Source organism: Bacillus altaicus, from assembly GCF_042136375.2.
GTDB classification, from domain to species: domain Bacteria; phylum Bacillota; class Bacilli; order Bacillales; family Bacillaceae_G; genus Bacillus_A; species Bacillus_A cereus_U.
Map to the genome: position 1 here is coordinate 4995346 of NZ_CM143394.1, position 26883 is coordinate 5022228.

The window sequence follows — 26883 nt, forward strand, 5'->3', positions numbered from 1 at the left end:
ATCTATTAAAATATTGAAGGTTAATAATTTTGTAAGAATTAATGAAAAAAATTTATTAATTAGGGTTATTAAATTTACTTTTTTTCATGTTAAGATGAAATCAATTGTTATCGTAAGATGATTAAGTTGCTATCCTTTCTCTAATATTTTTGAGTGAAAGGAGGTGCGAAGATGGAAATAACGGAACTATTTGATTACTTAACCAATTTATTACATGATCCTATTCAGGGTTTTTTAACAATAATCTTAGCAGCATACGGAGATAAGTTAGCTGATAAAATCAAAAATAAATCAAATAAAAGAATCGTCCCAAATGCCTGCCAGCGTGAGGACGATTCTAAACAGAAATAATATTTTAGCAACCGATCTTATGATAACAGTTACCTAGGGAGATGCGCCAACATCTCTCTTTTTATTATATACTCCAGAGTATTACTATAATACTACTACAGTAAATATAACAAACATACGCTTCAAAATACAAATGGAATATTATAGGAATAAAAGAACACTTATTCCATTTGTATCAACATTAGATTGAAAAATAAAAGCCTTCCATATACAGGAAGGCTTTTATTTTTCATCTTTTCACTTTAGACTTTCCAATAAAATTCAAAATATATAAATAAGTGTATTACAACCTAATTTTTAATATTACTTCTTCTATTTCTCTAGTACCTTGGTAGGAATTCCAGCTGCAATTCCTTTAGCTGCACTAGGACTTTTCACAGAGTCAAGCTTCTTTGGGGTAAGAATGACATTAATCTTCTATTTCTTTAGAGATAAGAAGATTGGGCTCATTTTAACATACGTATTATTCTCATTGATTGAAGCAATTCCTTTAATTATAGATGGTGAAACCCTACTCAAATAGGGGTACCGCCACATCGCCATCAAGCTAATATTTTGAAGCACCACCAAAACAAAAATTTTATCTCTCGACAGTTATATATGAGAATTAAGCTCATTTTTTCGTTTTGGGGTGAATCTGTTTTCTTAAGTTGATGGGCATGCGTCAGTACCCCTAATATGGATAGCAATTAGAAGAGAAAATAAGATTTTAGCTGAAATCACCATATAACTAGTAGAAAAATCATGAAATCTATATTAAAGTAAAACAAGTCAGTGGATGTACTTATATCATGTAGTTGATTTAGAAGGAGATACAACTAATTGCTATAGTTGTCAGTTTTATTATATTTGAGTGAGAGCTATGGATTGGATATTCTCCAAGCTAAATGTTTTTTGCGATGAAATAACATCATTTTGTTAGGTGTTTTAGGTAGCTATTAGCCATCTACAATCAACTTTTCTTTTATCTTAGTTTACCTGGAAAATCCCGTCTCTACTTGGCAGTAGTGGAATCTTTTTCATACGTATCTAAAATGATTTTTCTTTTGATCATATTACCACCTTCCTGATTTGATACCATCAGTATTTGCAAAAAGGCAACATACGAAGCTAGTAAAATAGAAAAAAGCCACCAAAAGGTGGCCGAGTAGTTACGTTAAATTATATGACTTTTGTCGACTAATGACGGGGATAAATATGTTTCTAATAATGCTGCAACTAATAAAAGTATTAGATCTATAATTAATAACATTAAAAGATTTTTTCCTAATATGATAAATGAGTTCTTATTAAATTCTTTCTTTCTAATCATATTAATAATGTATAACGTTACAAATAAACCTATTGCTGCAGTGAAAAACATATTTATGATTTCAACTATTCCGTGACCTGCAAAATAAGAATATGCTGTTTTTAAGGAAGTTTGTTCTACCAAGCTATGAAAAGCAAATCCTAAAGAAAAAAATTGTTGGAACAAAAAAATTAAAGAAAAAAATCCGAAACTAATAATGGAGAATATGATTGTATTAAAATGTATTTCAAAGTTAGTACTAAAAATAGTGATGAAAGAAGGCTGTAAATTAGGATTAAACTGTTCATTAGGAAGTAGTAAAAAACCCAAAAAGAAAAATGAAATTCCTATAACTGAACAGACAATAAAACAAATACTAAATAATTTAAGTTTCACAATTGTCACTCCCCAGAACTACTTTATCTAGTTGCCCATCTCTTTTTAAAACTATTTTTTTGTCTGAAAAATCAGCCAAATCAGTATCCGTTGAATGAGTCGCATAAATTAAAATTGCTTTATGTTGAATTATGTAATTCTTCAAATAATCGAGAGTAACTTTCCTTGACCTAATGTCAAAATTAACAAAAGGTTCATCAAGGAGAATTAAACTAGGTGAAGATAGAAGGGCTAATATTAATGATAGTTTTTGTCTAGTTCCTAATGATAATTCACGTGTATAAGTATTTTGATATATATCGAGTCCAATCTCTTGCATTAGATGCTCTAAAGATGAATCTAATCTTTTTCTATTTAGAAAAGATAGTACCATATCTATTGTTTCAGAGGGTGTTAAGTAATCGTATAAGAAAGGTGTATTACCAATTAATGAGACACCTGCAATATACTCTTTAAAATTGTCCTTTACTGAAAATTTGTTTAGTATGAGTTCCCCATCAAATTTTGTCATTCCACCAATTACATTCAACAACGTTGATTTACCTATACCATTTTTACCTACTAATTCTACAATACTCATGTTATCTACTTTCAAGTTTATTCCATCAAAAATGTAAGTTGATTCACCATATTTTTTTTTTATGTTTATCAATTCAAGCATGTCTTACCTCTCTTTTGTAAGAAAATTATAAAACAATAAATAAATAGAATATACAATGAAGAACCCCATTATGGGATATATATTCCCTAATTTCATTGAATAAACAGCTACAACACTGCATGTAATAAAAGGTAATCCTAAAACTAATAGATCTTCAATAGGATTAAAAAAATATATAAAGAAATTGCTTTTAATATCTTCTATTGATAGTTTTTTAAAGCGATAAACCCTTTTTGTAATGATTTTTATTGAGCAGTAGTAGATAATTGTTGAACATAAAATGGTGATAACTGTAAATAATGACAACCCGTAAAGGATGAATACACCAAGATAATAACTAATTAGGATTACTATGAGCTTTCTTGAAAGAAACTTAGCAAGTAAATTATTATAATAATTTTTCTGATTAAATTTCTTTATATAATAAAAATCACTTAAATTAGAGTCCTGTAACATTTTTGAACTATTTATAATCCCTTGGGATACAAAACTAATAGCGGCGCTTTCTGCTGCTAAATAAACAGAAATTATAATGAATTTATCAATATTAAAATAAAAATTTAAAATCCATATTATACATAGAGAAGCTACTGTAAACATATAAGTGTATATCATATATAAATAGTAAGTTCTATTTTGACAAGATCGAGATAAAGCAATTTGATACTTATCAAATTGGTAGTCGTTTCGATATTTTATTATATGTTCTTTCTTTTTTGTATTGTTTGGCCCATGAATAAATAAAAAGATAATCTGATGATTACTCCACAAGAATTTCAAGATAATAGTAAATAAAACAGTTATTAATACTAAAAACTCATATAAAAATATTGTTGTGTAACTAAAATGAAGTTCTCTCATAAAAATGATTATAAAAAAACAATAAAAAAGAATTTTTGTTCCAAATGTAAACAACAATTTTTCTATGATAAGTAATTTAAAATTATTTTTTTGAGCTCTATACATCCACTGAGAAATATTCTCCATCTCTTCTGGATCATAATCATCATTATTAATATCTGTGATCAAAATCATCACAAAAAAATAGATAGTTGCGATATAAAAAGGATTTATATCTGAACGAAAATAATAAATTAGCTCGTAAACAAAAATTGGTGCTAATATCGAAACGAAAGTAAAGAATATATTTACGTTATACATAAAAGTTAGCAATAATTTTTTATCACCATCTGCTAACTTATTTAGAAAAGCCCCAAATAAAATCTCTATATTTGCAAATGCTTTTCTTTTTTTCATTAATCGTTTGAATTTGAAGTACTTCATCTTCATCAATTCCCTAATAATTTCACAATAGTTTTTATCAAGGTAAAGGCTGATACCAAACCAAATAGAATCGATACTATTAACATTATCTTCATCTTCATCTTAAATTTTTTTTCCATATAATACACCTTCCTACAATTATTGAAATTACACAAAAGTCGTCAACATTTGAAAGATAAATGTCAAACCATAAGTTATTGAAAATATAATTATACTTAGTTTCATTTTCAAGCCATTTGAAATGGAACTATCTAAATTAGATAAATATAGATAGATAAAACCCGTCAAAAACATTTGAGAACCTGGAGACCAACCCATCCATTGAATATCTTGTAAATTATCCAAACCAGCAATCGAAAAAATAGTCATATTTAATAAGATGGAAGTTATATTCGCAAAAATTATTAGTGAAAAAAAGTTGCTGAACTTTAGCTTTTTCTTAATGATGAAATTTGTAACGAAAGTCACAAATAGTGTTTCTATTACTACTACGGTAATACACGCAATCATTTGTATCAAAATTAAAAAAACAATGACAAAGGAATCAGTAAACAATTGGAAGTGCATTTGTATTTTGTTAAATTCTTCAATAACTTTAAACTGCTTAATTGTAAAAAATGAATTCGCAACAACTACTAGAACCAGTAGGAAAAAAGATAGTAAATTAACTACTCTTTTATTTTTTAATTTGAGCATTTTTATCTCCTTTATAATAAAAGAAGTTAACAGGTCAACCTCCTAAGATTGGACACTGTTTCTTATTTTCTCTATTTTTCTTAGTTTTTCATTATTTTATTGCTATTAGTAAAAAGGAGATTACAAATCTTTGAAATTTTTAATACACGAACAGCGGGCCATCACTTCTGCTCCATTCAGAAGTGATGGCCATCTTTTTGTAAAATTTAGTGAGTTTTTCACTTAATAACTTCATGGCTTGGTCGTATTTAGCATGCAGTGAGGGGGCTGAAAGAATATATCCTCTTTAGCCATTTCCCTTTCTATTTCGTCATAATACTTCTTATTTCAATTAACAAAGGTATAAATAACCCCTAGCTTTCGTGCAAAAAAATAGTATTATGTGACTCTAATGCAATACAAACGTATCATCTTGGACTTTGCCCTTAACTAAAATTTTAGTTAAGGGCAAAGTCCAAGATGATTAGGGGGCTATTTAGCCCCCCCTCACTATCTCTTTTTAAAGCGCGTTTGCTGCAGCTCTCTTACCCATTCTAGTTAATCCTAAAATCGTAGCACGATAACTCCAAACGGCTGCAGAAGCTGCAGCGCCAACTCCAGTTAGAGACATTAATAATGAAGCGTAAGAAATCCAATCCATAGCAGAAATAATTGCTGAGGCAGTACCTGCGCTACAGCCTATAAGGTTCATAATCATAACTTTTTTCATGTGAAATTCCTCCCTAAATATCTGTTTAATCCTTATATAATTAAAATTAAATTAATTAATATAAAAGGCTAAACATCCCAAATTCAAATTTAAAAATAAGTTGTTCCCCGGGTACTAGGAAATAATAGCACAGAAAATAAGTTTAGAAATATGAAGATTTGCATATTTTAAAAATTTAGTTTTACGGAATTAAAAAGTTTATATTAAAATAATTAATGTTTACTTAATATATATAAATATAATTTAAATCTGCTAAGTTAATGTTTATTTGGCACGCTCAATTTGAAAGGGGAAAGTATTATAAATTTTTCTATTCCAGTTGAATGAAAATTCATTTTATTTATATTCTTAATTTGATAAAAATAGAATATGACAACATTATCTGATAGCTAGTATCTAATTATATAGTTCTATTTATTTTTTGTTATAGTATTTAATTGCTATACAAATTAAAAATAAATTATTTTGAAAGGGGATAAATTATGTTACAAAATAAAGTCCATACCTCAAATAAGAAGAAAAAAGGGATCATTATTGGGGTTATTGTGTTGATTGCTATTGTTGCAGCTATTAACATTTTTGTCATGCAAAGTACGAAGAAAGGTGCAGCTAAGGTGGATGCTGTAAGTTTCGAGAAGGTAACAGAACGTAATCTTAACAATACGAAGTTAATTTCTGGACAAATAAAACCAGGAAATATCGAGAGCTTCTACTCAGATCCAACAAAGGGAAAAGTGAAAGATATTGAGGTGAAAGAAGGACAAGAGGTAGAAAAAGGAACGAAATTATTCTCTTATGATAACGAAGAAATTAATTTAAAGATGAAACAAGCGGAACTGGATCAAAAGATGGCTGATATGCGTTACGATCAAAATAAAAAGAAAATAGATTCATTAAAGAAAGAAGTTAAGAAAGCGAAGGATAGTGGAGCTGGGAAAGAAGTAACAGATCCAATGGAAGAACAAATAAGTGAATTAGAAATGCAACAAAAGACAACTGATCTTGAGAAAGAAAAAGGAAAGCTACAAAAGGAAGAGCTACAGAAAAAACAAAAAGAACTTACTATTTATAGTAACTTCGCTGGTGTTGTACAGAAGTTAGATAAAGATGCAGCACAAAGCTCATCGCAGGCATTAGGTGGACAAGGGAAAGCATTCTTACAAATTGCCTCTAAAGAACCATTTCAAATTCAAGGGACATTAACGGAACTTCAGAAGTCACAAATTCAAAAGGACCAACCATTTACTGTAACTGCGAAAGCAAATAGTAAGAAGAAATGGACAGGTAAAATTACGGAAGTAAGTGAATTCCCAACGAGCGCCGAAATGGCGCAAGCTGCTGGCGCGGGTGAAGCAACTCAAAATATGTCTCAATATACATATAAAGCAAGTCTTGATAGCCAAGATGGCTTATCTCCAGGTTATCACGTTTCTTTACAAGTAAACTTAGAGAATAAGAAGGTGATTGCTGTTCCAAGTAAGAGCATTGTAGAAAAAGACAAAGACACATTTGTTTACATCGAGGACAAAGGAAAGCTTCGTAAACAAAATGTGAAAAAAGGTGCCACTGATGGGGAATGGACAGAGATTATTGAAGGCGCAACAGTGGGGCAAAAGGTGGTTAAAAATCCTTCCGACAACGTATATGACGGAATGGAAGTGAAAGAGAAATGATTACGTTAAACAACATTTCTAAAACATATTATCAAGGTAAACTTGCAGTACCAATTTTACATGGTATTAGTTTAACGATTCAGAGCGGTGAGTTTGTTTCCATTATGGGGCCGTCTGGTTCTGGTAAGTCAACGCTTATGAATATTGTTGGTTGTTTAGATCGTCCGACAGAAGGCGAATATATGCTGAATGACGTGAATATCTTAACAGCAGACGAGTCAAAGCTTGCTTTAATTCGTAATGAATATATCGGCTTTGTGTTCCAGCATTTTAATTTACTGCCTCGTCTTTCTGCGGTGGGAAATGTTGAGCTTCCACTCGTATATGGTGGCGTAAAGAAAGCGGAGCGCCGCAGACGTGCGCTTGAAGCACTCGGTAAAGTAGGTTTAGCAGACCGCGTGCATCATTTACCGAATGAGTTATCAGGTGGACAGAAGCAGCGTGTAGCGATTGCAAGGGCAATTGCGAATAATCCAACGTTCATTATGGCCGATGAGCCGACGGGGGCGCTTGATACGAAGTCTGGTGAGCAAGTTATGGATATTTTCACAAAGCTAAATGCAGAAGGTACAACGATCGTTATGGTTACGCATGAAGAAGAGGTAGCAGCTTATTCATCTCGCCGCATTGTACTGCGAGATGGAAAAATTACAGAAGATAGTAGGTGTGCAATATGAGTTTACTCGATAGTATGAAAATTGCCCTATCTTCTATATTAGCTCATAAACTGCGTTCAGCACTCACGATGCTAGGTATTATTATCGGTGTTGGTTCTATTATTACCGTTGTTGCGATTGGGCAGGGCGGGGAAGCTATGCTGAAATCCCAATTTGCTGGTTCAGGTAATCAAACTGTTCAAATTCATTATAGTGCAGATATGAATGATCCTTTTGGTATGGAAATGGCTGAAGCACCAAAGATAACGGAAGAAGATATTTTTGAAATTAAAAAAATTCCGGAGATTGCACATGTTGTCACAACAAATTCAAGTATGGAACCACTTGATATCGAAGATAAGAAAGAGATGGTAAACGTTACTGGTCTAGATAGTGAGTACTTTGCAGTAAATAAAGTAAAGTTGTTAAAGGGACGTTCTTTACAGGAATCAGATGTAGATGAAGGTAATAATGTTGTCATGATTAGTAAACAAATGGAAGAAAAGGTATTTATAGATGCCAATGCAGTCGGTAAAATTATTGAAATGAAAGGTCAACCGATGCAAATTATTGGTGTATATAAAGCCGAGGGCGGATTCATGGGAATGGGACCATCAGAAGCACTTGTTCCCATTTCATTATGGCCGACACTGTATGGAAAAGATGAAATTCAAAATATTTCTGTTCAAGCAAAAAATGTAGATGATTTAGAGCAAGCAGGTAAAAAAGCTGCAGATGTATTAAACAGTCGCAAACCAAGTGATGCAACTGGTAAATACGAAGTTATGAATTTAAAAGAGATTCAAGAAGGTATTTCAAAAATGACAGGTATTATGACAATGATTATTGGTGGTATCGCTGGCATTTCATTAGTCGTTGGTGGCATTGGTGTTATGAACATCATGCTTGTATCCGTAACAGAGCGTACGCGTGAAATTGGGGTACGTAAAGCACTTGGTGCAACACGTAGTAAAATTTTATTACAATTTTTAATTGAAGCAGTTATGTTAACGCTTCTTGGCGGTTTAATTGGTATTGGTCTTGGATATGGCGGGGCATATATTGTTTCGACATTTGCGAAATGGCCACCGCTTGTTTCATGGGAAGTTGTTGTTGGAGGCGTATTATTCTCAATGACACTTGGTATTATTTTCGGATTAATCCCAGCAAATAAAGCTGCGAAATTAGATCCAATTGAAGCACTTCGCTACGAATAGTTTACTAGTGTAGTAGAGATAAATATCTCTACTACACATACATATTGTTCAAGTGAATTGTTTATACCATCCTTTAAGAGGATTATATAAATAGAAGGAGGCGCTATAATGGAAGCGAATATTAATACACAAGATGTAGGTGCGAAAAAGCCATCATTATTTGGAATGATTACATCTCCTGGAGTACAATTTGAAAGAATGAAAACAAACAAGAAAGTTTGGGGTATGTTCTTCTTCATAGCACTGTTACAAGGACTTATAGGTGGTTTAAGTGCGTATGTTATACATACCTCACCTGAGATGCTTAACATGAAAAAAGAGTTAGGTGAACTGGCTGGACAAAGTTCACTTACATCCGAAGTGATTTCTGGAATTGGATCAAGCTTTGCTAGTGCGATGGTTGGAACACTTTTCATAGCAGCTATTTATAAAATGTTTATGATGTTTTTGGGAAATGATACCCCTTATAAAACTTTATTGAATATTGTAGTTTATACAAATATTGTCCTTATTATTGGTGGACTTATTAATACAATTTTAAGTCTAATCTTTGGTACTGGAATGACTCAATATACGAGTTTAGGATTATTATTTACGGAAGGTACATTTGCATATGGAATTGGTAATACAATTGAAGTATTCTATGTATGGAATTTAGTCTTAATTTGGCTCGGATTACATATTACAGCTGGATTAAGCAAAGTGAAAGCATCGATTCCAATTATTATTCTATTCATTATTAAAGCGTTCTTCTTAGCCGCAATTATTGTATTAATAGCGAAGTTTTTACCAGGTATGCCAATGTAAATAAATTAAGTCATTATAAATAAGTTTAGTAAAAGATTTGCAACATTAATAGCCGGTTCCTTATCGTACAAGGTACCGGTTAATTTATGTCCGAAATGTGTCAAAACGTACAATTTTCTTTTTTTGATATGGTGACCCATGCCCATCAACTTAAGAATTTGCTTTACCCCCAAGTGTAAAAAAACGCCATCCTTTCCTATAAGTCTACAGAAAGAAAGCGTATTTTTTCATTTTAAGAGGTATTTTATTTTGTTAGCTTGATAGTGATGTGGCGGTACCCCCAAATGGTAATATTTGGATGTAACAACGGATGGATGATGGTATTTACTTTACCATTTATTCTGTTATATAATGGCGAGCACAGTTTAAACAATGCATTCACGAAATATATGTTTTATGTTTTATGTTTTATGTTTTATGTTTTATGTTTTATGTTTTATATCCAGTTCATTTATGGGCTATTTATACAATCGGATATTTTGTTAGTAAATAAAAAACTTTGTGCACTTGCACAAAGTTTTTTTCAGTATATTTGCAAACAAAAGTAAGCCCTTATTTTTGGAGAAGTGCGGCTACCATCACTAATGAAAATTATAAAGTTCTCCTCTAAAATATGAATTTAATCAAACTTTAAATTTTTTAATGCCTCCGCGAATGCGTTATTCAATGGTTCGTCTTCTTTTTTCTGTTGTTTCATATATTTTTGAACGTCGCGTTTATCAGCTTTGTTTCCAGATTCTTTTTTACGTCTTTCTTGGAATGTGGATAATTTCTCGCGATAGCCACATTTACATGCGAAAATTTGGCCTGCATCTTCCCCACGTAATTCTAGTTTCTTCTTACATTGCGGGCAACGGGCATTCGTTGTACGAGATACGTTTTTACGATGACCACATTCACGATCTTGGCAAACAAGCATTTTGCCTTTTTTACCGTTTACCTCAAGCATTGGTTTACCGCAGTCAGGACATGACTTTGTAGAAATGTTGTCATGTTTATATTTTTTGTCGCTTGCTTTAACTTCTGCAACGATTTCTTTAGTGTGCTGTTTCATTTCATTAATAAAGGCATCTTTTTTCAGCTTGCCTTTTGCAATTAGTTCAAGTTTTTGTTCCCACTCTGCTGTCGTAGCTGGTGAACGTAATTCTTCTGGAACTAATTCTAACAGTTGACGACCTTTTGATGTGATGTAAATATCCTTGCCACCACGTTTTTCGATTAAAAATGAATTAAATAATTTATCAATGATATCTGCACGTGTCGCTACAGTACCTAATCCACCAGTCGACTTTAATGTATCAGCAAGTTGTTTATTTTGCGTATCCATAAATTTTGTAGGATTCTCCATTGCTGATAGTAAAGTTGCCTCGTTAAATCTTGCAGGTGGCTTTGTTTGACCTGATGTTTGCATAATTAGCTTTATAGTTAATGTATCGCCCTTTTCAATGCGAGGTAGAAGTTGCTCTTTTACCTCATCAGTTGCATCATCGTCTTCAAAGCGATTTTCGTATACTTCCTTCCAGCCAGCATGTAAAATTGTTTTTCCACGTGCAATGAACGTTTCATTACCAACTTTGGTACGTAACGTTAGTTGCTCGTATTCGAATGCTGGGAATAAAACAGCTAAGAAACGTTTTACAACTAAATCATAAATTTTGCGTTCTTTATCTGTGAATGCTGAGAAGTTAACGTATCCTTCTGTTGGAATAATCGCATGATGATCGCTTACTTTACTATCATCAACAAATGATTTGTTAGGTTTGATAGGCTTTTGTAATACTTTATGTGCTAAAGAGCGGTATTCTCCTACACCACATGCCTTTAGACGCTCTGGAAGTGTTCCGACGATATCAGATGAAATGTAGCGTGAATCCGTACGAGGATACGTTAGCACTTTATGCTGTTCATACAACTTCTGCATAATGTTTAATGTTTCTTTAGCTGAGTAACCGAACTTTGTATTGGCATCACGTTGTAGCTCAGTTAAATCATAAAGACCAGGAGAGAATGACTTCTTCTGCTTTTTATCAATCTCCACGACAGTAGCATTTTGTTTATCTAAGCTCTTTACGATACTATCAATTTTTTCTTTGTTAAAGTTTCGATTATTCCCCTTAGTATCTTGCCAAGTTAGTTTGACTGAATCAGTTTGCGCTTCAATACCATAGTACACTTGTGGTTTGAAGTTTTTAATTTCATCTTCACGTGCAGCTATCATGGCTACAGTAGGCGTCTGAACACGCCCACAATTTAACTGTGCATTATATTTTGTCGTTAAAGCTCTAGTGGCATTTAGTCCGATGTACCAATCTGCTTCAGAACGAGCTACGGCAGCAAAATATAAGTTTTCGTATGCTTTACCAGGCTTTAAATTATTGAATCCATCTTTGATTGCCTTATCTGTTACGGATGAAATCCATAAACGTTTAATTGGTTTATTTACTTTAGATTTCGCAATAATCCAACGGGCCACTAGCTCACCTTCACGCCCCGCATCTGTTGCGATAATAATTTCGTTTACGTCATTACGATTTAACTGTGATTTAACGGAATTAAACTGTTTACCGGATTGTTTAATTACTGATAGTTTTAAACGATCGGGTAGCATTGGTAAATCTTCTAAATTCCATTTTTGATATTTCTTATCATACATTTCTGGATCAGCTAGGGTTACTAGATGTCCTAGTGCCCATGTCACGATATATTTATCGCCCTCTAAAAAGCCATTCCCTTTTTTATTACATTTCAGTACATTCGCAATATCACGAGCTACTGATGGTTTTTCTGCTAATACTAAGCTTTTTGCCATATCTTCATGCTCCTTCAATATCTTGTACTTATACTATAACACAGTTCGAATTCATGAAATATGGTGTGGATTTGAAATAAAGTCACGATGTTTGTAAGAAAGACGTGATGTTTTGAAGGAATTTATGACGTTTATAAAAAAGATGCGATGCTTCTTCTCTTCAATCAAAGAATTCTCAATGAGTTTTGATTAAACTTTTTAATAAAATTGAACGTTCATTTAAAGAGAAAAGGATTGATTTTAATTAAACGCAGAAGGCAGAATAATAAAAAAAGCATGGACCTGATTCCTTTGCCAAAAGGGTATGGACCATGCTTTTTTATGCAGATTCTACTTTATAAAACGGAATCTAAAACGGCTTTGATCTTACGAATAGCTTCTTTTTTAATTTTAATTCCATTTTCAGTTCCTAAATCTTGAATTTTCACTAAGGCATCAAAAGCTTCAACGGCTTTGAGATCACTCATTAATTCTTCTGGCACACCATCTATTTTTTCCCTATAGTAAACCCGATTAAACCAATTACAGCTGTAAATGAACTCTTTTCCGTCAACACATAGTTCGAATTCTTTATTATCGTAAGCTTGTGAAATATCATTTACAATATCCACAAACTCATCGATGCGTTCTGTCGGGATATGAAAAATTGATTTCTCTTCTGAAGTTGGTGAAAAATTAGCTTGAATAAGTTTAGCTTCTAAAAGTTTGAAGAAGCTCGAATATTTGCTGCCTTGACTTCTTTTTTGATATTCCGATACAAAAACTTTATCATTTTCGAAATAAACATAACAAAACCTAGAATATCCATCAATAAATTCTGCACTGTTATGATAAATGTGAAAATTTTTTCTGGCTGTAACTAAGGTATCAAGTCTACGGAATTTCATCTTCAATGGCTCGGGAAAAGCAGTCGCTTTTCCATCTACCAACATCGATCTCGCAGGCCCAGCATTAGAGCTTGAGGTAAATCGAGAATTTGAGCGATAAATAATGACTTTATCAAGAAGTAATTCAGTATCCGATTTAAGGCCTTGTTGTGTGAAAAATTTTGGTGTATCTCCAACTTTAAACATTTAATCACCATCCGATTCGTTTTGTTAATTAACAGAATGCGTTCTATTTATTATATTAAATAACAGAATGCATTCTGTAAATAGATAATTTGTTTTTTTGGAAAATAAAAAGCATATCTGTTTCTTACCGATTAAGGTACGAAGCAGATATGCTTTTTGTTAATAGATCATAAATAAACATAAAACACTGGTTTATCAATGTTTTCACAAAAAAAGATACCGTATTTTAATCAAACTTTATTTCAAATCCACATATGGATAAGTATTAGTTCTATTTTGAGGTCATTATTGTCATTGCTTGTTTAAGTATTTCTACTTCCTGTTTTAAACGTTTATTTTCCTTTTGAATAGCACTAAATTCTTTAAAAGAAATAGCCGATTCATCAGCATATAGTTTTATCCAAGAATAGATTGCGGTGGGTGACACTTTATATTCCTTACCCAGTTCAGTTGTTGCCCTTCCTTCAAGATGTAATTGAACAATTTTCTTTTTAAAACTTTCGCCATATTTCTTACTAGACATAAAAAATCTCCTTCAAAAAATGTTTATTAATATTGTAGCATCACCTTTTTATGATGACTATAGTCGGTCGATTAAATTAGTGAATTTCTTAGTTAATTAACTAAGAGGTGAGCTTATGGAGATATCAAAAGCTTTTGGTACCGTGTTGAGAAAACACAGAAAACTAGCTGGTCTTTCCCAAGAACAATTGGCGTTACAATGCGACCTAGATAGAACTTTTATTGGATTACTAGAACGTGGGCAAAGACAGCCTAGCATTAATACGATATTTATTATTTGTGGGGTACTAAAAATAACGCCTCATGAATTGATTAAAGAAGTTGAAGACTTATACGTTACTTAAAGGATTTATTTCACAAAACACAGGAGAAATTTAAAAGCGAATATACTATACAAAGACATACCTAGATTAAGAGAACCTATGCTAGTTGAGTAAGGTTCTCTTAGTTATAAGTGAAATATATTTTTTATGTTTCCACTTTATTGGCAAACTATAAGTCTAAGTCTTCGATAAGTGTATTTTTTGTCTTCGTTATTGTTACTACATTATCAATTTTATTGTCAGTATTAAGCTCTAGCATAACCTTATTAGGCTGTTCTTTAAACATATCCTGAAATAGCTGTTCCACTGTAGCAGATCTAGTTTTTCCAGTTGTAATTAAGTTTATTAAATCAAGCTCTTTAATACTTGATAAATTTGCCCATTGAAAAAGAACATTTTGATAGATTTCGTTATTGTCCTTAAGATTAGCAATCTCAGCCTTAAGTTCGATGATTTCTTGTGTCATCTTAGCTTCTTTTTCTTTGAGTTGCTTGTAGCGAGTAGATATTTTTCGATAGCCATACTCATTTACCTTCAGTTGATTAATAATTTTCTTTTTAGTAGCTGGAGTGTCTTGTGATAATCTGTTTATAACATCATTTGTTGAAATAATTTCAATGTATTGTTTATTATTTTCTATTAAAGCGCTTCTCTTTTTATTGATCTCATCAACTAACAATTTTCCTTGGCGACCAGGTTTTCTCCAAAAATCTTCACTCAGTTTAAAATCTAATACTCCTTTGTTATATTTTTCTAGTGCATAAAGGAATATTTCTTTATAACGTATAATTTGAACATTTTCCTGAGTTTTTAAGAAATCATCAATAATCTTTAGAAGAATATCTTTAGGATATATTTTAGGCTTACGCCCTCGACTTTTCATATATTTCAAACCTTTCCTTTAGTTTTGCTAATTGGTATAATGCATCTTTTACTTTCTTAGAACTTTCAATTAATTGATAATTGAATTGCGAATTTTTTTCATCATATACATCATTTTTATGATGTATGAGACCGGTTTTATGAAGTGCTAATAATTTATCGATGCATAATTTAAGAACAGACTCTTGATTAACAAGGATGTTTTGTAGTTTATCATAATGTTTTTGGTAATCATCTAAGGTTATTCTCCAATGCTTACAGAGATAGTGTTCATCTACAGGACAATCTTGTAAGGGATCTGTACAATAACCGATTTCTAATGGAATTTTAACAACTTCAGAAACTTCCGTAGTGGTATTCATCGCATTTTTGAAAATAATTTCTTTGAAAAATTCGTTTGAAAGGTCACCTAAATGTCTTTTTTGATTCGCTAATAATTTTATTAGGTCTGAATCAACCCAATATTCCAAGTGGTTATGATAAGCCATTTGAGAATAAATAGAATTGTGTCCCCCTAATCTAGCAATCTCACTGGGATGATAACCTTGCAACATTAAATTCAAAAATGCAAAATGGCGAGTATCATTTGGTCTTATTTTCCTATAAATATTGTAAGGTGATTGGATATGTGGCTCCAAGCTGTTCTCTAATAATTTGAGGCCATACTTCCCACAAACAATTTCACTATAAAATTTGTTTAATAAATTCTTGAAATTTGTGTAATTAAAGATTTCTGGTTTTATATTTCGAACTGTACTAGACGTTTGCAATAATGTTTTAGACGGTTTAACAGAATATATTTTTTGTTGATATAATTTGATTGAATTGGCAATTTTATCCGAAATCAAAATTTTGTCGTAAGCGATTTTACGATTCCTTAGATTTTTGCTTCGAGGTAAAGATAAAAAACATCCTTCTTTATTAAAATTTAAACAATCAAATTTCAAATTACAAAATTCGTTAATACGTATTGGGATAATGTTTGTTAAATTCCACCATAAATAAATTGGATAGTAGTCCAAATATTCTTTATCAATTTCCTCATTTGAAAAGTATACTTCAACTATTAAAGAAAATTTAAGAACATCTTGGCTTGATGGTAATTTTCTTATTGCTGTTGATTTCTGTATTTGATAGTATCTTAAAATTAGTTCCAGATACTCTTCTGGCACTATCAGATCTTGGCAAAAATCTAGAAATTCTAATAGAAAAGATGCTTTAGTTTGTAGAGAATTATGTTTAAGCTCTTTAGAAAAATAGTTAAGTTCAAATTCATCTATTGCTTCTAGATTAAATCCTTTACTTAGGATCAGTGCATCCTTTGCTCTTCTTGTTTTCCTTGTCAAATGCTGAAAGCTGTTACCATCCTCTAAAAGTAAAATAAACCAAGATTTTAATAGCAAGATAAATTGGTCAGCATCAAACTTCTTTGATGAAAAAGAATCGAAGCTAAAGTCTACAAAATATGTTTGTGAAAAATATTCATCATAAATATTCCATCTGTTATTGGATGCTTCGGCTGTAAGATTTACACCCGTGCCTTTAAGACTGTTTATCCTATCTTGTAAAGTGCCACGGAGACTCTCATTATAATGAGTTGAGGTAGACGAAAAATCCAAACTATGATTATTCTCCATATTAATTGCCTCCAATTGTTAGATTTTCATTTATACTATCTAAGCTGCGTATGTTATTTAAGAAATCTGAGTAGTCCTTGCCTAAAAATGAGCTTAGTACATTTTCTCCAAATTGTTTTTTAGCAGTACTTATTAAAGAAAGGTTTTTGTATAATAAATTAGCTAATCTAACCCTTTCGCCTTTATAAGAAATGTTTTGAATCTGTTCTAATTTAGGTATCAAATTATTTAGGTTGTAAACAGTCTTTGTTAGTACATAGAAATGTGGGATTGCAAATGGACAACTGTTACATTTTCTATCTAAATATAAACAATCACCAAGAATACATTGCCAAAAAGATTCTTTGGCCGGCAATTGATTCATATTTATTAAATCCAATACTTCTCTCTGTTGTTCTTGCGATAAACTCTTAACGAACTCGTATAATGGTTTCTTTTGTTCTTCAATTGCATTTAACATTATGGAGAAATTTTCAATTTTATATATGTCTCCAAAAACTGTGGCTAACAGATTTTTTTCATTGTTTTCCATAAAATTATTTTGAGATTCACCAATAACAATTTGTTTTAAATAATCGTAGGTATAACCAAAATAGCCTTTATCGAATAATTGCTTACTAATTTTATTTAGATGTTCTTCATTTACATGGACATATCTGTTGGTAGTGTCTAAAGAATCATGATTTCTAATGAATTTAGTAATCTCCAAAGGATTACGATTTGTTTTTTGTTTTAGGATTGAATTCACAAAGGTTATAAATGTACTGTTAGCCATTAGCGATTTAAATTTAAAATTATTTATAGGAAAATTCCCGAAAAATTTATCATGCATGCTAATAGTCAATTCGTTTGAATTACCTAAATCAATTAAGTTATTTCTTTTTGAATTTATCAATTGAGCCTTAAGTTCACATAAAACGATGGCATTAGCTACAGGTACAATCATATCTTCAGAAATAAAGAAAAAAGCCTTTTTACCATTTTTGTTATGATAAACATTCATTAAGTTTGATTTTAACTCCCAGATGATTTTTGTAGCTTCCTCTAAGGTTAAATTGTGATTTTCAAATGATTTATAATCCTGCACAGGGATAGACAAGGGGATACGAGGTATCTTTTCAATAAAATCAGTACTTCTCCATCCGTTATTTAAATGAAGCATTACGTATAACCAAATTGATTCATAATTCCCCTTTGTCCCATCCATTGATTTTGCTTTATATTCAGAAATAGCATTTTCTTTATGGAATTTACTGTCTTTAACATAGTCCAGTAGTGTTAAAAACTCATTAGTCGAATAGATTTTCTTATTGTGTTTAGAGTTTGCTAAACGCTCTTTTTTTTCCACATGGGGGTTATTAAGTTTTGAAACCAAGTACTTACAATTGGTAAATTTTGAAAACAAGTGATTAAAGAAACTATATAAAGATTCTTTGTAAGCACCTGGAACTTTATTGTTTAAAAATACGAAATTAATCTCATTAGAAGTCATGTCCATAATTTCTTTTGAAATTAATGTCGACTGTAGTAATTCTGTTATTTTAATAAATCGAACAAAAAGTTTCTTGATCGTTTTAATATTTCCGTTTGAACTTAATAATTTTTTTGAAACAAAATTATGCCATGCCTTTTCTGTACCTTTAACTAAATTTTGAAAATGCAAACCTAATTCTTTGACTGCTTTCAAAAAGATTTTATCTGGGAGGGTAGTGTACTCCAATTCATTTTTATATTGTTCAATTAAATTGGGGGATTTTAATGATTTTAAATAATCATCAATAACTTTCTTAGGATATACAATTCTAAGTTTTTTTAGCCGACCGAACCTCAAATGAGATGGTATTTGAAACTTTTCTCTATTTTTATTTAATACAAGGCTGGGGACTTTAGTAATTGCTTCATCATAAGTATAGTTTAAGTTTAATAAATTATTTTGCTCTTCATATAACTTTTTTAAAAGATTAGAACAATCTTCTAGCAAATAATAATTAAGATTCTCGTACTCCAACTTTAAGATACGAAAGTTTTCTTTATTTTCATCAAACTGTTTTCTTGAATAGTCTAATTGGATTATTAAATCTTTTTCGGAAATTATGGTTTTAATTTTGTCATTTATAGAGGGCGTTGAATAGTTTGTTATTTCCTCTATAATTTGTACGATTTTTTCATCTTCTAAATGCCCAAGTACTTGAAGTGAGCTCTTTATTTCTGAGATGATGTTTGGATCATATTTTATAACATCAATAGGATCCGTAATAGTAGTTGATTGATTAGTTTCTATAGGTGAAACATGTTTTTTGATTTTCTCAGTAATCAGTGCATTCTTTTCCTTCTCTAAATATTCAAGCATCCGGAATGAACTCTCTGCTCGTGGGATAATAGTTGAATCCTGTTGTATATCATTAATAGATTCCAAAACATTGGTCGTTTGATTATTAATAGTAATTTGCCGTTGTTTGTCATTTATTCTTGCAAGAATGGCATCGATTTTGTCTTTCGGAAAAGCTACATGAGATTTATAGAATTTTTTAAATTTCACTTCAATCGGTAATTCTTCAGAAATAACGGGAATGTTAAAATTTGAGCAAATTCTGTAGAACTTACTTATTTTATATCCTAGTAAATATTCTACTTCACTAATTAAATAATAATTCGAATCGTAGTAGTTATATAAATCCGTCCTCCTTTTAACAAAATCATCAATCTCATCCTTGGGCCAATAATTTTGACCTAATGGAGAAATTTTTATAGGAGGGATCCTAAGTTTAGCCATATATCTATTAATATTACTTGGTATATCAAGCAATTCCATTAATTGTCTAGAAGTATAATATTCAGTTAAAACATTATTAGTTTCAGCTAGATCGCGATATTGTTTCTTTAGATCGAGAAATTGTTCCTTATCATAGAAAATAACGGCACTCGCAAACTTATATACGTTATCAATAGGCCTTGTATGGATAGGGGTTAATTTACGAATAAGTTTTTTAGAATATCCTAAGACTTTTATTTGACCACCAGTTATTTTGGTTTCAAGGTTATGTTCATAATTTTTATCTATAATATTTTTCAAGGAATCTATACTTGATTTGTCATAATAATTAATTTCATATTTCCCGTTTGAAGTTAATGCAATGTCATATTCTTGAATTACCTTTTTGAACTTTTTAGTATTTGTATAGCCTAAATGTTCTTTAGCATCCTTTTCGCAGATAGTATGAGTTAAAATTTTTCTGGATTTTAACTTTCCCTCCACTTCGACTTTATCATAAAAGGCGAGCACCCCAGCGTACTCATTAATTCTATCGATATGTTCTGCCTTAACCTTTTGAAGTACTATCCTATCATTTTTTTTAAATCCTAGTTCCTGCACTTGCTGAGTGCTCAAACGATTGGCTTTATTAAATGAATACCTTTTTTTAACTAAGTCAATAAAGGATTTTATATCTGATTCCTTATAATACTTGAAAGAGCTATATCCTCTTTTTACTTCTTTAATATCGCAATCATTTAATGCTTGTTGAAGTTGGTGGTGGGTTTTAAAACCCACTAATTCCATTATTTGCGAAAGTGATAATAATTCACAACTACAGTTTTTAGATGCTAAATATGCATTTACTTCTAATTTGTCATAGAAATAAGAGACTCCAGTAAAAGTCCTATATCTATCGAAAAGCTCAGTATGTTCGCTCTTAAGAATATCTCTATCGTGTTGAGTGCATCCTAACGTGATAAGTTCTTTAGGAGTATATTTATTTAAGCAATTGTCTTTATATCGTTTTTCAAGAACATTCCGTAAATTGTTTATAATATTGGTATCATAAACAATTTCTCTAGAATTATTAATACTTACTTTTTGTATTAAGGCTTCTTTAAGAAATAATCTAGTTTGATATATTGATAAGTTAAGGAGAGTTGAAACCTCTTTTAATGTCATATGATTAGGCAAATCTTACACTTCCTTTAGTAAGTCAAAATTATTGATTGCTAAATTCATAGAACTAAGTAATGTGTTTTCATCTACATAACTTAATGCAGACTGTAAGCTTCTATCACCTCTAGCTAATGCAATTTGGGTAGGAGTTAGGCCCAAATCTATTAGTATGTTCGTGAAAACACCTCTGCCAATATGCGTAGACCATTTATTGTTTGTTAACAGTATATAATCTTCGACTTGATTTTTTGCTAGTAAGTCATTTAAAAACTGTTGTTTAATCTTATCAATTTTCGCTGAATATCTTTTGCCCCTTAAAGCTTTAAAGTTCCTCGCTGAGATAAAAAGTGCTTCGGAAGTTCCTTTAGTTAATTTAGTTAGTATTTTTAGGTGTTTTTCATACAGGGGCTTTATAATTTCAGGACAAATACATATTTGATCTCTTGGATATTTAACTTGAATATCAGCCTTGTTTATTGCATCTGCAAATAAGATGTTTTGATTGTCTCTAATCTCAATTATTAGATTACTATTAGCCCACTTTAAACTAGAGCATTTTAAGTTAATGACCTCAGAACGTCTTAATCCTCCAAAGAATTGTAAAGCTATACCTAATGCCATTAATGGTTCAATACGCTTTGCTGTCATAATAAAATCTATAATTAGTCTATTTCTATTTTTACCAAAGTCTTTAATAACATTATTTTGAATGGAATTTCTTATTGGTAAAATAATATCTAGATCATTAGTGTTTTCAAAAACATTAACCTCAATATTCCGGCTTTTCCGACCACAATAAACAGTCTGGTAATTCACACTAAAGACCTGGTTAATTATGTTTTCTGATTTTAACCAATGGAAAAGTTTGTTTAGATACTGTATCTCAGTTTTTACATATTCACTCTTTAATTCCCCTGCTCTACTTTTTAATGATAAATAGGAGATATAATCCGCTCCATGTTGAAGAGTTAAACTGCTTAGTCCCCCTATAATTAATTCAGGATAACTATCTTTATTTTCATATAAATAATTTAAAAATCTTGTTATTGCATAAGCTACATTTCTTTGACTATTAATAGACTTTCCTTTATTTTTATATTCTCTTTTTATAAAATTTGAAAGAGGTGAAGGAAATATTAGATAATTATTTTCTTTAATTCCGATACCAATACTACTGAATATTTCTCCGTTTCTTGAAGTTTCATCAAATTCCCTTACAACAAATCTCATAGTTTCCTCCCCTAAGTTCTATTACTATACTTGTTTATTTTTTATACCCAAAATAAAAATGTACATGGGTGAAATTATTATTGATATCATTACTATTAAAAGGATATATTAAATTTCAACCTAAAAACAGTATACATGTTCAAACACCTACTGTAGCCATGATTGCAAGCCGTGAAGATGAAATCAAACATTTCAAAGCTCAAACTTACTATGGTATCGAAGCTCAAACAGCTGAGAGATTAAAGCTAACTTGGCAAGATACAAAAGGAAATAGCCGTAGCTTTAATAAAGAAAAAACTGATGCAATCGTGAACAAAATTAGTAAACAAAATGCTACTGTTGTAGACATTGATAAAAAACAAAAGAAATCGTTCGCTCCTGGTCTTTACGATTTAACTGAGCTACAACGTGATGCGAATAAAATATTTGGTTACTCTGCGAAAGAAACATTAAACATTATGCAAAAATTATATGAACAGCATAAAGTTTTAACGTACCCTCGTACAGATTCACGCTATATTTCATCTGATATTGTCGGAACACTTCCAGAGCGTCTGAAGGCTTGTGGAGTTGGAGAATACCGTCCTTTAGCACATAAAGTATTGCAGAAACCTGTAAAATCTAATAAATCATTTGTTGATGATAGTAAAGTAAGCGATCATCACGCAATTATTCCAACAGAGAGCTATGTAAACTTCTCAGCTTTCACAGATAAAGAACGTAAAATTTATGACTTAGTTGTAAAACGTTTCTTGGCTGTTTTATTCCCGGCCTTTGAATATGAACAACTAACATTGCGCACGAAAATTGGTGATGAAACGTTCATCGCACGCGGAAAAACGATTTTACATGCTGGTTGGAAAGAGGTTTATGAAAATCGATTTGAAGATGATGATACAAGCGATGATGTAAAAGAACAAATCTTACCTCGCATCGAAAAAGGCAATACATTAAACGTAAAACTAATTGTCCAAACATCAGGTCAAACGAAAGCACCTGCACGTTTTAATGAAGCAACATTACTTTCAGCGATGGAAAACCCAACAAAATACATGGATACGCAAAACAAACAACTTGCTGACACGTTAAAGTCAACTGGTGGATTAGGTACTGTAGCTACACGAGCTGATATTATCGACAAGTTATTCAATTCGTTCTTACTTGAAAAACGTGGTAAAGATATTCATATTACTTCAAAAGGCCGTCAGTTACTTGATTTAGTGCCAGACGAACTGAAATCTCCTACACTAACTGGTGAATGGGAGCAAAAGTTAGAAGCTATCGCTAAAGGAAAATTAAAGAAAGAAGTATTCATTTCAGAAATGAAGAACTATACAAAAGAAATTGTTGCTGAAATTAAATCGAGTGATAAGAAATATAAACACGACAACATTTCAACGAAGTCTTGTCCAGACTGTGGTAAACCAATGTTAGAAGTAAACGGTAAAAAAGGTAAAATGCTTGTATGCCAAGATCGCGAATGTGGTCACCGTAAAAATGTATCCCGCACTACAAATGCACGCTGTCCTCAGTGTAAAAAGAAACTAGAACTTGGTGGTGAAGGAGCAGGCCAAATTTTCGCATGTAAATGTGGCTATCGTGAGAAACTTTCTACATTCCAAGAGAGACGTAAAAAAGAATCCGGCAGCAAAGCTGATAAACGCGACGTTCAAAAATATATGAAACAGCAGAACAAAGAAGAAGAACCATTAAACAATCCATTCGCAGAAGCATTAAAGAAATTAAAATTTGATTAAACAAAAAGGTTCCTACCACTATCGGTAGGAACCTTTTATTTTTAATGAATAATTTTACTTCCTTTTGCGTTCTCAACAAACTTTTCACTTGATTTGTTAATTGGTGTTTTCAGTAATAATGCAGCCACAACCATTATTACTACGAAAGCACTTAACACAAGTAAATCTCTAGTTACTATATCCCAAAGCATTCCACCTACTGTTTCACGAATTGCACTAATAGCATATGTGAATGGCAAGAACGGATAAATCGCTTGGAAGAATGGTGGTGTCATTTGAATTGGGAACGTACCGCCCGATCCTGCTACTTGTAGTACAAGTAAAATAATCGCCATCGATTTCCCAACGTTTCCGAAAATAGAAACGAGTGAGTACACGATACAAACAAATACTCCCCCAATAAATAAACTAAATAACACAAACCAGAACTTATCGACTACGTACGTACCGAGTAAGAATATATCTCCCATTGATACGATAAACGCTTGTGAAAGACCTATCGTTAAGAATGTTAATAAACGTCCGAAGTAAACTTCATGGCTCTTATAATTCGCGCCCTCTTCGTGTACTTCTACCGTTAATAATGAAACCATTAATAATGCGCCTACCCATAATGCAAGCACTGTATAGAATGGTGACATTGCTGAACCGTAGTTCGGCATTGCAAATAATTTATTCTCTTTTAAATTTACTGGATTTGCAAAGTAGTCACTTTGCTTTTCAACATCGTTTTTCAATAAGCGTATGATGTCTTTTATATCCTCTTCAGATTCAAAATCACGAATTTTATCTGCTAATTCTTTAATCTTTTTCTCAGTCTCCGGCATTTCAGCTTTAATGTCTGCAATTTTCTTTTGACCATCTACTAAGCCTTTTGATGAGTCTTCAAGTAATTTTTTCACATCTGGAAGCTTCTTATCTGCCTCGCCTAAAATTTGAGATGTATTTTTAGACATCTCTTTTGTACGAGCAATTGCTGTGTTAAAGTTTGGAACAATTTCTGAATCATATGTTGCTAAGAAATCTCCTAATTGAGCTGAAGCATTTTTAGTTGCTTCATTAATACTTTCTACAACCTCTTTTGTAGGCTTCTGTCCATTGTTAATTAGTGTAGTTGCCTTATTCGTTGCATCTATACCTTTTTGAACAGTATTTTGTGCTTTATTCAATTTTGCAATTCCATTATTAAGGTTTTTGCCACTATTTACATCTGCTAATACCTTATTTGTGCTTTCTAGAACCGGAATCGCATCACCAATTAGATTCTTAGTAGCTTGTAATTGACCATTTAAATCGTTTAAAGCTACTTTTGTGCTATCTAATCCATTAACACCTCTATTATTTACGTCTGCTATAACACCTTCAAAATTATTTTTTGCCTTATCATATTCATTTTTCACAGTATCGTATGCTTCATTTGCATCAGCTTTAGCTTGATCAACTGTGCTAACTGCTTTTTTATAATCCGCTACAAATGTTTCATTGTAATCTTTTTCAGTTTGATCAATTAATCCATTTGCTGCATCTAGTTTTTGATTTGCTACATCTGTTACATCTTTCTTTACTTCTTGTCCTGTACCAATAACATTTACAATATCTTTAATACCGTTGTTTGCATTTTCCATACCGCTTTTAAGCTTAGTTAAGCGATCCACTCGCCCTTGGAAAAAGCTTTGACCAAAATCAGTCGTAGCCGATTTTTGAAGTTCAGTAAATACATTAATAAGGTATGCAACACTATCTGTACGACCTTGAAGATTTTCAGAAACCGCATTAAGATCTTGCTTTGCCTTTTCTGGATCAAACTGTCCATTTTGCAATCCATTCACAACACTTTTTCCATATGCTGTTCCTGCACGTGCTGAGTTTAAAACATTATTCACCGTTTGATTAATATTTCTTGCAATATTTTTATAACCTTCATCATTTAACTTTGAAAGATCTGGACGTGCTGGAAACTCAGGTAATCCCTTCATACCAGAAAGGTCTATCCCTGGATTCATTAAAAAGTTCGTAAACGTATTTGCTTTGTCCATTACATCTTTAGCCGTTGTTAAATGATTTCGTATCGTCCCAGGTGCATTTTGCAATGTTTGATCGTTGTTTGCAAAGAACTTATCTAAATTCCCTAACGCTTCCTGCCCATCATTAATAACACTTTCTACAACTGGCAACTCTTTTTGTGCTACTTTCACAACATCTTCTGCCCGAGTCGCATCATCTAATGCCTTATCCACAAGTGTATTCATTTCTGGGAACTGTGCTTCTAACTTAAATACGAGATCCTTGATCTTCTCGATACTCGGTAAGTTAGTTTCTAAATCGATTCCAAGGTCATTGAAGATTTTAAAAATCTCACCGTTTGCTGTTTTAACAAAGTTTTTACTAACCTCTTCTGTAAGACCCGATGCACCTTTAGCTGTAATTTTCGGTGCAATCGCATTTACTTTTTCATTTACATAGTAATCAAGTTCTGGTTTCTGTGGGTTTTCATTCAAGACTGTTGCAATCTTTTCAGAAAAATCTTTTGGAATAGTAATACTTGCGGAATAATCTCCACGCTCTACTCCATAAATTGCTTGCTTTTCATCGACAAACTTCCATCCAAAATTTTTGTCCTTCTTAAGTGAATCTACAATTTCTTTCCCGATGTTAATATCTTTCCCTCTTAAATTTGATCCAACATCTTGGTTAGAAACTGCAATCTGGATTCCTTTCGTATTTCCGTAAGGATCCCAAGAGGCTTCAATGTTAAACCACGCATATAACGATGGTAGAATCATCAAACCTAATACAATAACAATTGCAGCCCAATGTTTGGCTACATTCCGTAAATCTGTCTTATAAATACGCCAAATCTGTTTCATATAAGCAATCACCTAATTATATATTTTTCTTTCTTTAGAAAATGATACATACATTTTGCAATTATATCACTTTCTACATCGTGGATTAAATGAAAACATACTATTTTT

The 26883-nt window shown here is 31.7% G+C and carries 20 protein-coding genes; 7 read left to right on the forward strand and 13 right to left on the reverse strand.

What is annotated here, in order from left to right:
• Nucleotides 1-171: 171 nt before the first annotated feature.
• Entirely contained in the window at nucleotides 172-351 is a 180-nt protein-coding gene (locus ACE38F_RS25785) for a hypothetical protein (RefSeq protein WP_375370570.1), read from the forward strand.
• A 1156-nt stretch (nucleotides 352-1507) separates the two neighbouring features.
• Here ACE38F_RS25785 and ACE38F_RS25790 read toward each other — a convergent pair.
• The 5 genes from ACE38F_RS25790 to ACE38F_RS25810 all read right to left on the reverse strand — a co-directional run bounded on the left by ACE38F_RS25790 (nucleotide 1508) and on the right by ACE38F_RS25810 (nucleotide 5376).
• Nucleotides 1508-2038, reverse strand: coding sequence for a stage II sporulation protein M (locus ACE38F_RS25790; RefSeq protein WP_375370571.1), 531 nt, complete (start codon nucleotides 2036-2038; stop codon nucleotides 1508-1510).
• Complete coding sequence (locus ACE38F_RS25795) at nucleotides 2028-2699, reverse strand: ATP-binding cassette domain-containing protein (protein WP_375370572.1); 672 nt, start codon at nucleotides 2697-2699, stop codon at nucleotides 2028-2030. The genes ACE38F_RS25790 and ACE38F_RS25795 overlap by 11 nt, the downstream gene beginning before the upstream one ends.
• A 3-nt stretch (nucleotides 2700-2702) precedes the next feature.
• Nucleotides 2703-3983 (reverse strand): sugar transporter, encoded by a 1281-nt coding sequence (locus tag ACE38F_RS25800; protein ID WP_375370573.1) that lies wholly within the window; start codon nucleotides 3981-3983, stop codon nucleotides 2703-2705.
• Between the two features lie 147 nt (nucleotides 3984-4130).
• Nucleotides 4131-4679, reverse strand: a complete 549-nt coding sequence (locus ACE38F_RS25805) for a hypothetical protein (RefSeq protein ID WP_375370574.1) — start codon at nucleotides 4677-4679, stop codon at nucleotides 4131-4133.
• A 499-nt stretch (nucleotides 4680-5178) separates the two neighbouring features.
• Nucleotides 5179-5376, reverse strand: coding sequence for a hypothetical protein (locus ACE38F_RS25810; protein ID WP_375370575.1), 198 nt, complete (start codon nucleotides 5374-5376; stop codon nucleotides 5179-5181).
• 494 nt (nucleotides 5377-5870) lie between these two features.
• Here ACE38F_RS25810 and ACE38F_RS25815 point away from each other — a divergent pair, with 494 nt between their 5' ends.
• From ACE38F_RS25815 to yknW, 4 genes are all read left to right on the forward strand, one after another.
• A complete protein-coding gene (locus tag ACE38F_RS25815) occupies nucleotides 5871-7061 on the forward strand; it encodes an efflux RND transporter periplasmic adaptor subunit (protein ID WP_375370576.1) in 1191 nt (396 codons plus the stop codon).
• Nucleotides 7058-7738, forward strand: a complete 681-nt coding sequence (locus ACE38F_RS25820) for an ABC transporter ATP-binding protein (RefSeq protein WP_375370577.1) — start codon at nucleotides 7058-7060, stop codon at nucleotides 7736-7738. Before ACE38F_RS25815 ends, ACE38F_RS25820 begins: the two co-directional genes overlap by 4 nt.
• On the forward strand, nucleotides 7735-8934 hold the full coding sequence (locus ACE38F_RS25825; RefSeq protein ID WP_087994606.1) for an ABC transporter permease: 1200 nt from the start codon (nucleotides 7735-7737) through the stop codon (nucleotides 8932-8934). Before ACE38F_RS25820 ends, ACE38F_RS25825 begins: the two co-directional genes overlap by 4 nt.
• Before the next feature lie 108 nt (nucleotides 8935-9042).
• A complete protein-coding gene (gene yknW, locus ACE38F_RS25830; RefSeq protein ID WP_375370578.1) occupies nucleotides 9043-9741 on the forward strand; it encodes a YknW family membrane protein in 699 nt (232 codons plus the stop codon).
• A gap of 619 nt (nucleotides 9742-10360) precedes the next feature.
• Here the strand turns inward: yknW and ACE38F_RS25835 are convergent.
• The 3 genes from ACE38F_RS25835 to ACE38F_RS25845 all read right to left on the reverse strand — a co-directional run bounded on the left by ACE38F_RS25835 (nucleotide 10361) and on the right by ACE38F_RS25845 (nucleotide 14146).
• Complete coding sequence (locus ACE38F_RS25835) at nucleotides 10361-12550, reverse strand: DNA topoisomerase III (protein WP_375370579.1); 2190 nt, start codon at nucleotides 12548-12550, stop codon at nucleotides 10361-10363.
• 335 nt (nucleotides 12551-12885) lie between these two features.
• Entirely contained in the window at nucleotides 12886-13623 is a 738-nt protein-coding gene (locus ACE38F_RS25840) for a hypothetical protein (protein ID WP_375370580.1), read from the reverse strand.
• A gap of 271 nt (nucleotides 13624-13894) precedes the next feature.
• The gene (locus ACE38F_RS25845; protein WP_375370581.1) at nucleotides 13895-14146 is read right to left on the reverse strand and encodes a transposase; all 252 of its coding nucleotides are present in this window, start codon (nucleotides 14144-14146) and stop codon (nucleotides 13895-13897) included.
• Nucleotides 14147-14261: 115 nt separating this feature from the next.
• Between ACE38F_RS25845 and ACE38F_RS25850 the strand changes: the two genes are divergently transcribed.
• Nucleotides 14262-14489, forward strand: coding sequence for a helix-turn-helix domain-containing protein (locus ACE38F_RS25850; protein WP_375370582.1), 228 nt, complete (start codon nucleotides 14262-14264; stop codon nucleotides 14487-14489).
• 148 nt (nucleotides 14490-14637) lie between these two features.
• Here the strand turns inward: ACE38F_RS25850 and ACE38F_RS25855 are convergent, their stop codons facing one another.
• The 4 genes from ACE38F_RS25855 to ACE38F_RS25870 are packed head-to-tail and all read right to left on the reverse strand — an operon-like array spanning nucleotide 14638 to nucleotide 22151.
• Nucleotides 14638-15351 carry a hypothetical protein gene (locus ACE38F_RS25855; protein ID WP_375370583.1) on the reverse strand — a complete coding sequence of 238 codons (714 nt, stop codon included), beginning with the start codon at nucleotides 15349-15351 and terminating at the stop codon, nucleotides 14638-14640.
• Nucleotides 15332-16987, reverse strand: coding sequence for a tyrosine-type recombinase/integrase (locus tag ACE38F_RS25860; RefSeq protein ID WP_375370584.1), 1656 nt, complete (start codon nucleotides 16985-16987; stop codon nucleotides 15332-15334). Before ACE38F_RS25860 ends, ACE38F_RS25855 begins: the two co-directional genes overlap by 20 nt.
• Nucleotide 16988: 1 nt before the next feature.
• The gene (locus ACE38F_RS25865; protein ID WP_375370585.1) at nucleotides 16989-20936 is read right to left on the reverse strand and encodes a helix-turn-helix transcriptional regulator; all 3948 of its coding nucleotides are present in this window, start codon (nucleotides 20934-20936) and stop codon (nucleotides 16989-16991) included.
• A gap of 3 nt (nucleotides 20937-20939) precedes the next feature.
• Nucleotides 20940-22151 (reverse strand): site-specific integrase, encoded by a 1212-nt coding sequence (locus ACE38F_RS25870; RefSeq protein ID WP_375370586.1) that lies wholly within the window; start codon nucleotides 22149-22151, stop codon nucleotides 20940-20942.
• A 68-nt stretch (nucleotides 22152-22219) separates the two neighbouring features.
• Between ACE38F_RS25870 and topB the strand changes: the two genes are divergently transcribed.
• Complete coding sequence (gene topB / locus ACE38F_RS25875) at nucleotides 22220-23908, forward strand: DNA topoisomerase III (RefSeq protein ID WP_375370587.1); 1689 nt, start codon at nucleotides 22220-22222, stop codon at nucleotides 23906-23908.
• A gap of 41 nt (nucleotides 23909-23949) precedes the next feature.
• Here the strand turns inward: topB and ACE38F_RS25880 are convergent, their stop codons facing one another.
• A complete protein-coding gene (locus ACE38F_RS25880; protein WP_375370588.1) occupies nucleotides 23950-26775 on the reverse strand; it encodes a YhgE/Pip family protein in 2826 nt (941 codons plus the stop codon).
• Nucleotides 26776-26883: the final 108 nt, after the last annotated feature.

Coding starts and splice junctions, on each gene's coding strand:
- ACE38F_RS25785 (WP_375370570.1), top strand. CDS start 172: ATGGAAATAACGGAACTATTTGATTACTTAACCAATTTATTACATGAT.
- ACE38F_RS25795 (WP_375370572.1), bottom strand. CDS start 2,699: ATGCTTGAATTGATAAACATAAAAAAAAAATATGGTGAATCAACTTAC.
- ACE38F_RS25800 (WP_375370573.1), bottom strand. CDS start 3,983: ATGAAGTACTTCAAATTCAAACGATTAATGAAAAAAAGAAAAGCATTT.
- ACE38F_RS25805 (WP_375370574.1), bottom strand. CDS start 4,679: ATGCTCAAATTAAAAAATAAAAGAGTAGTTAATTTACTATCTTTTTTC.
- ACE38F_RS25810 (WP_375370575.1), bottom strand. CDS start 5,376: ATGATTATGAACCTTATAGGCTGTAGCGCAGGTACTGCCTCAGCAATT.
- ACE38F_RS25815 (WP_375370576.1), top strand. CDS start 5,871: ATGTTACAAAATAAAGTCCATACCTCAAATAAGAAGAAAAAAGGGATC.
- ACE38F_RS25820 (WP_375370577.1), top strand. CDS start 7,058: ATGATTACGTTAAACAACATTTCTAAAACATATTATCAAGGTAAACTT.
- ACE38F_RS25825 (WP_087994606.1), top strand. CDS start 7,735: ATGAGTTTACTCGATAGTATGAAAATTGCCCTATCTTCTATATTAGCT.
- yknW (WP_375370578.1), top strand. CDS start 9,043: ATGGAAGCGAATATTAATACACAAGATGTAGGTGCGAAAAAGCCATCA.
- ACE38F_RS25835 (WP_375370579.1), bottom strand. CDS start 12,550: ATGGCAAAAAGCTTAGTATTAGCAGAAAAACCATCAGTAGCTCGTGAT.
- ACE38F_RS25840 (WP_375370580.1), bottom strand. CDS start 13,623: ATGTTTAAAGTTGGAGATACACCAAAATTTTTCACACAACAAGGCCTT.
- ACE38F_RS25845 (WP_375370581.1), bottom strand. CDS start 14,146: ATGTCTAGTAAGAAATATGGCGAAAGTTTTAAAAAGAAAATTGTTCAA.
- ACE38F_RS25850 (WP_375370582.1), top strand. CDS start 14,262: ATGGAGATATCAAAAGCTTTTGGTACCGTGTTGAGAAAACACAGAAAA.
- ACE38F_RS25855 (WP_375370583.1), bottom strand. CDS start 15,351: ATGAAAAGTCGAGGGCGTAAGCCTAAAATATATCCTAAAGATATTCTT.
- ACE38F_RS25860 (WP_375370584.1), bottom strand. CDS start 16,987: ATGGAGAATAATCATAGTTTGGATTTTTCGTCTACCTCAACTCATTAT.
- ACE38F_RS25870 (WP_375370586.1), bottom strand. CDS start 22,151: ATGAGATTTGTTGTAAGGGAATTTGATGAAACTTCAAGAAACGGAGAA.
- ACE38F_RS25880 (WP_375370588.1), bottom strand. CDS start 26,775: ATGAAACAGATTTGGCGTATTTATAAGACAGATTTACGGAATGTAGCC.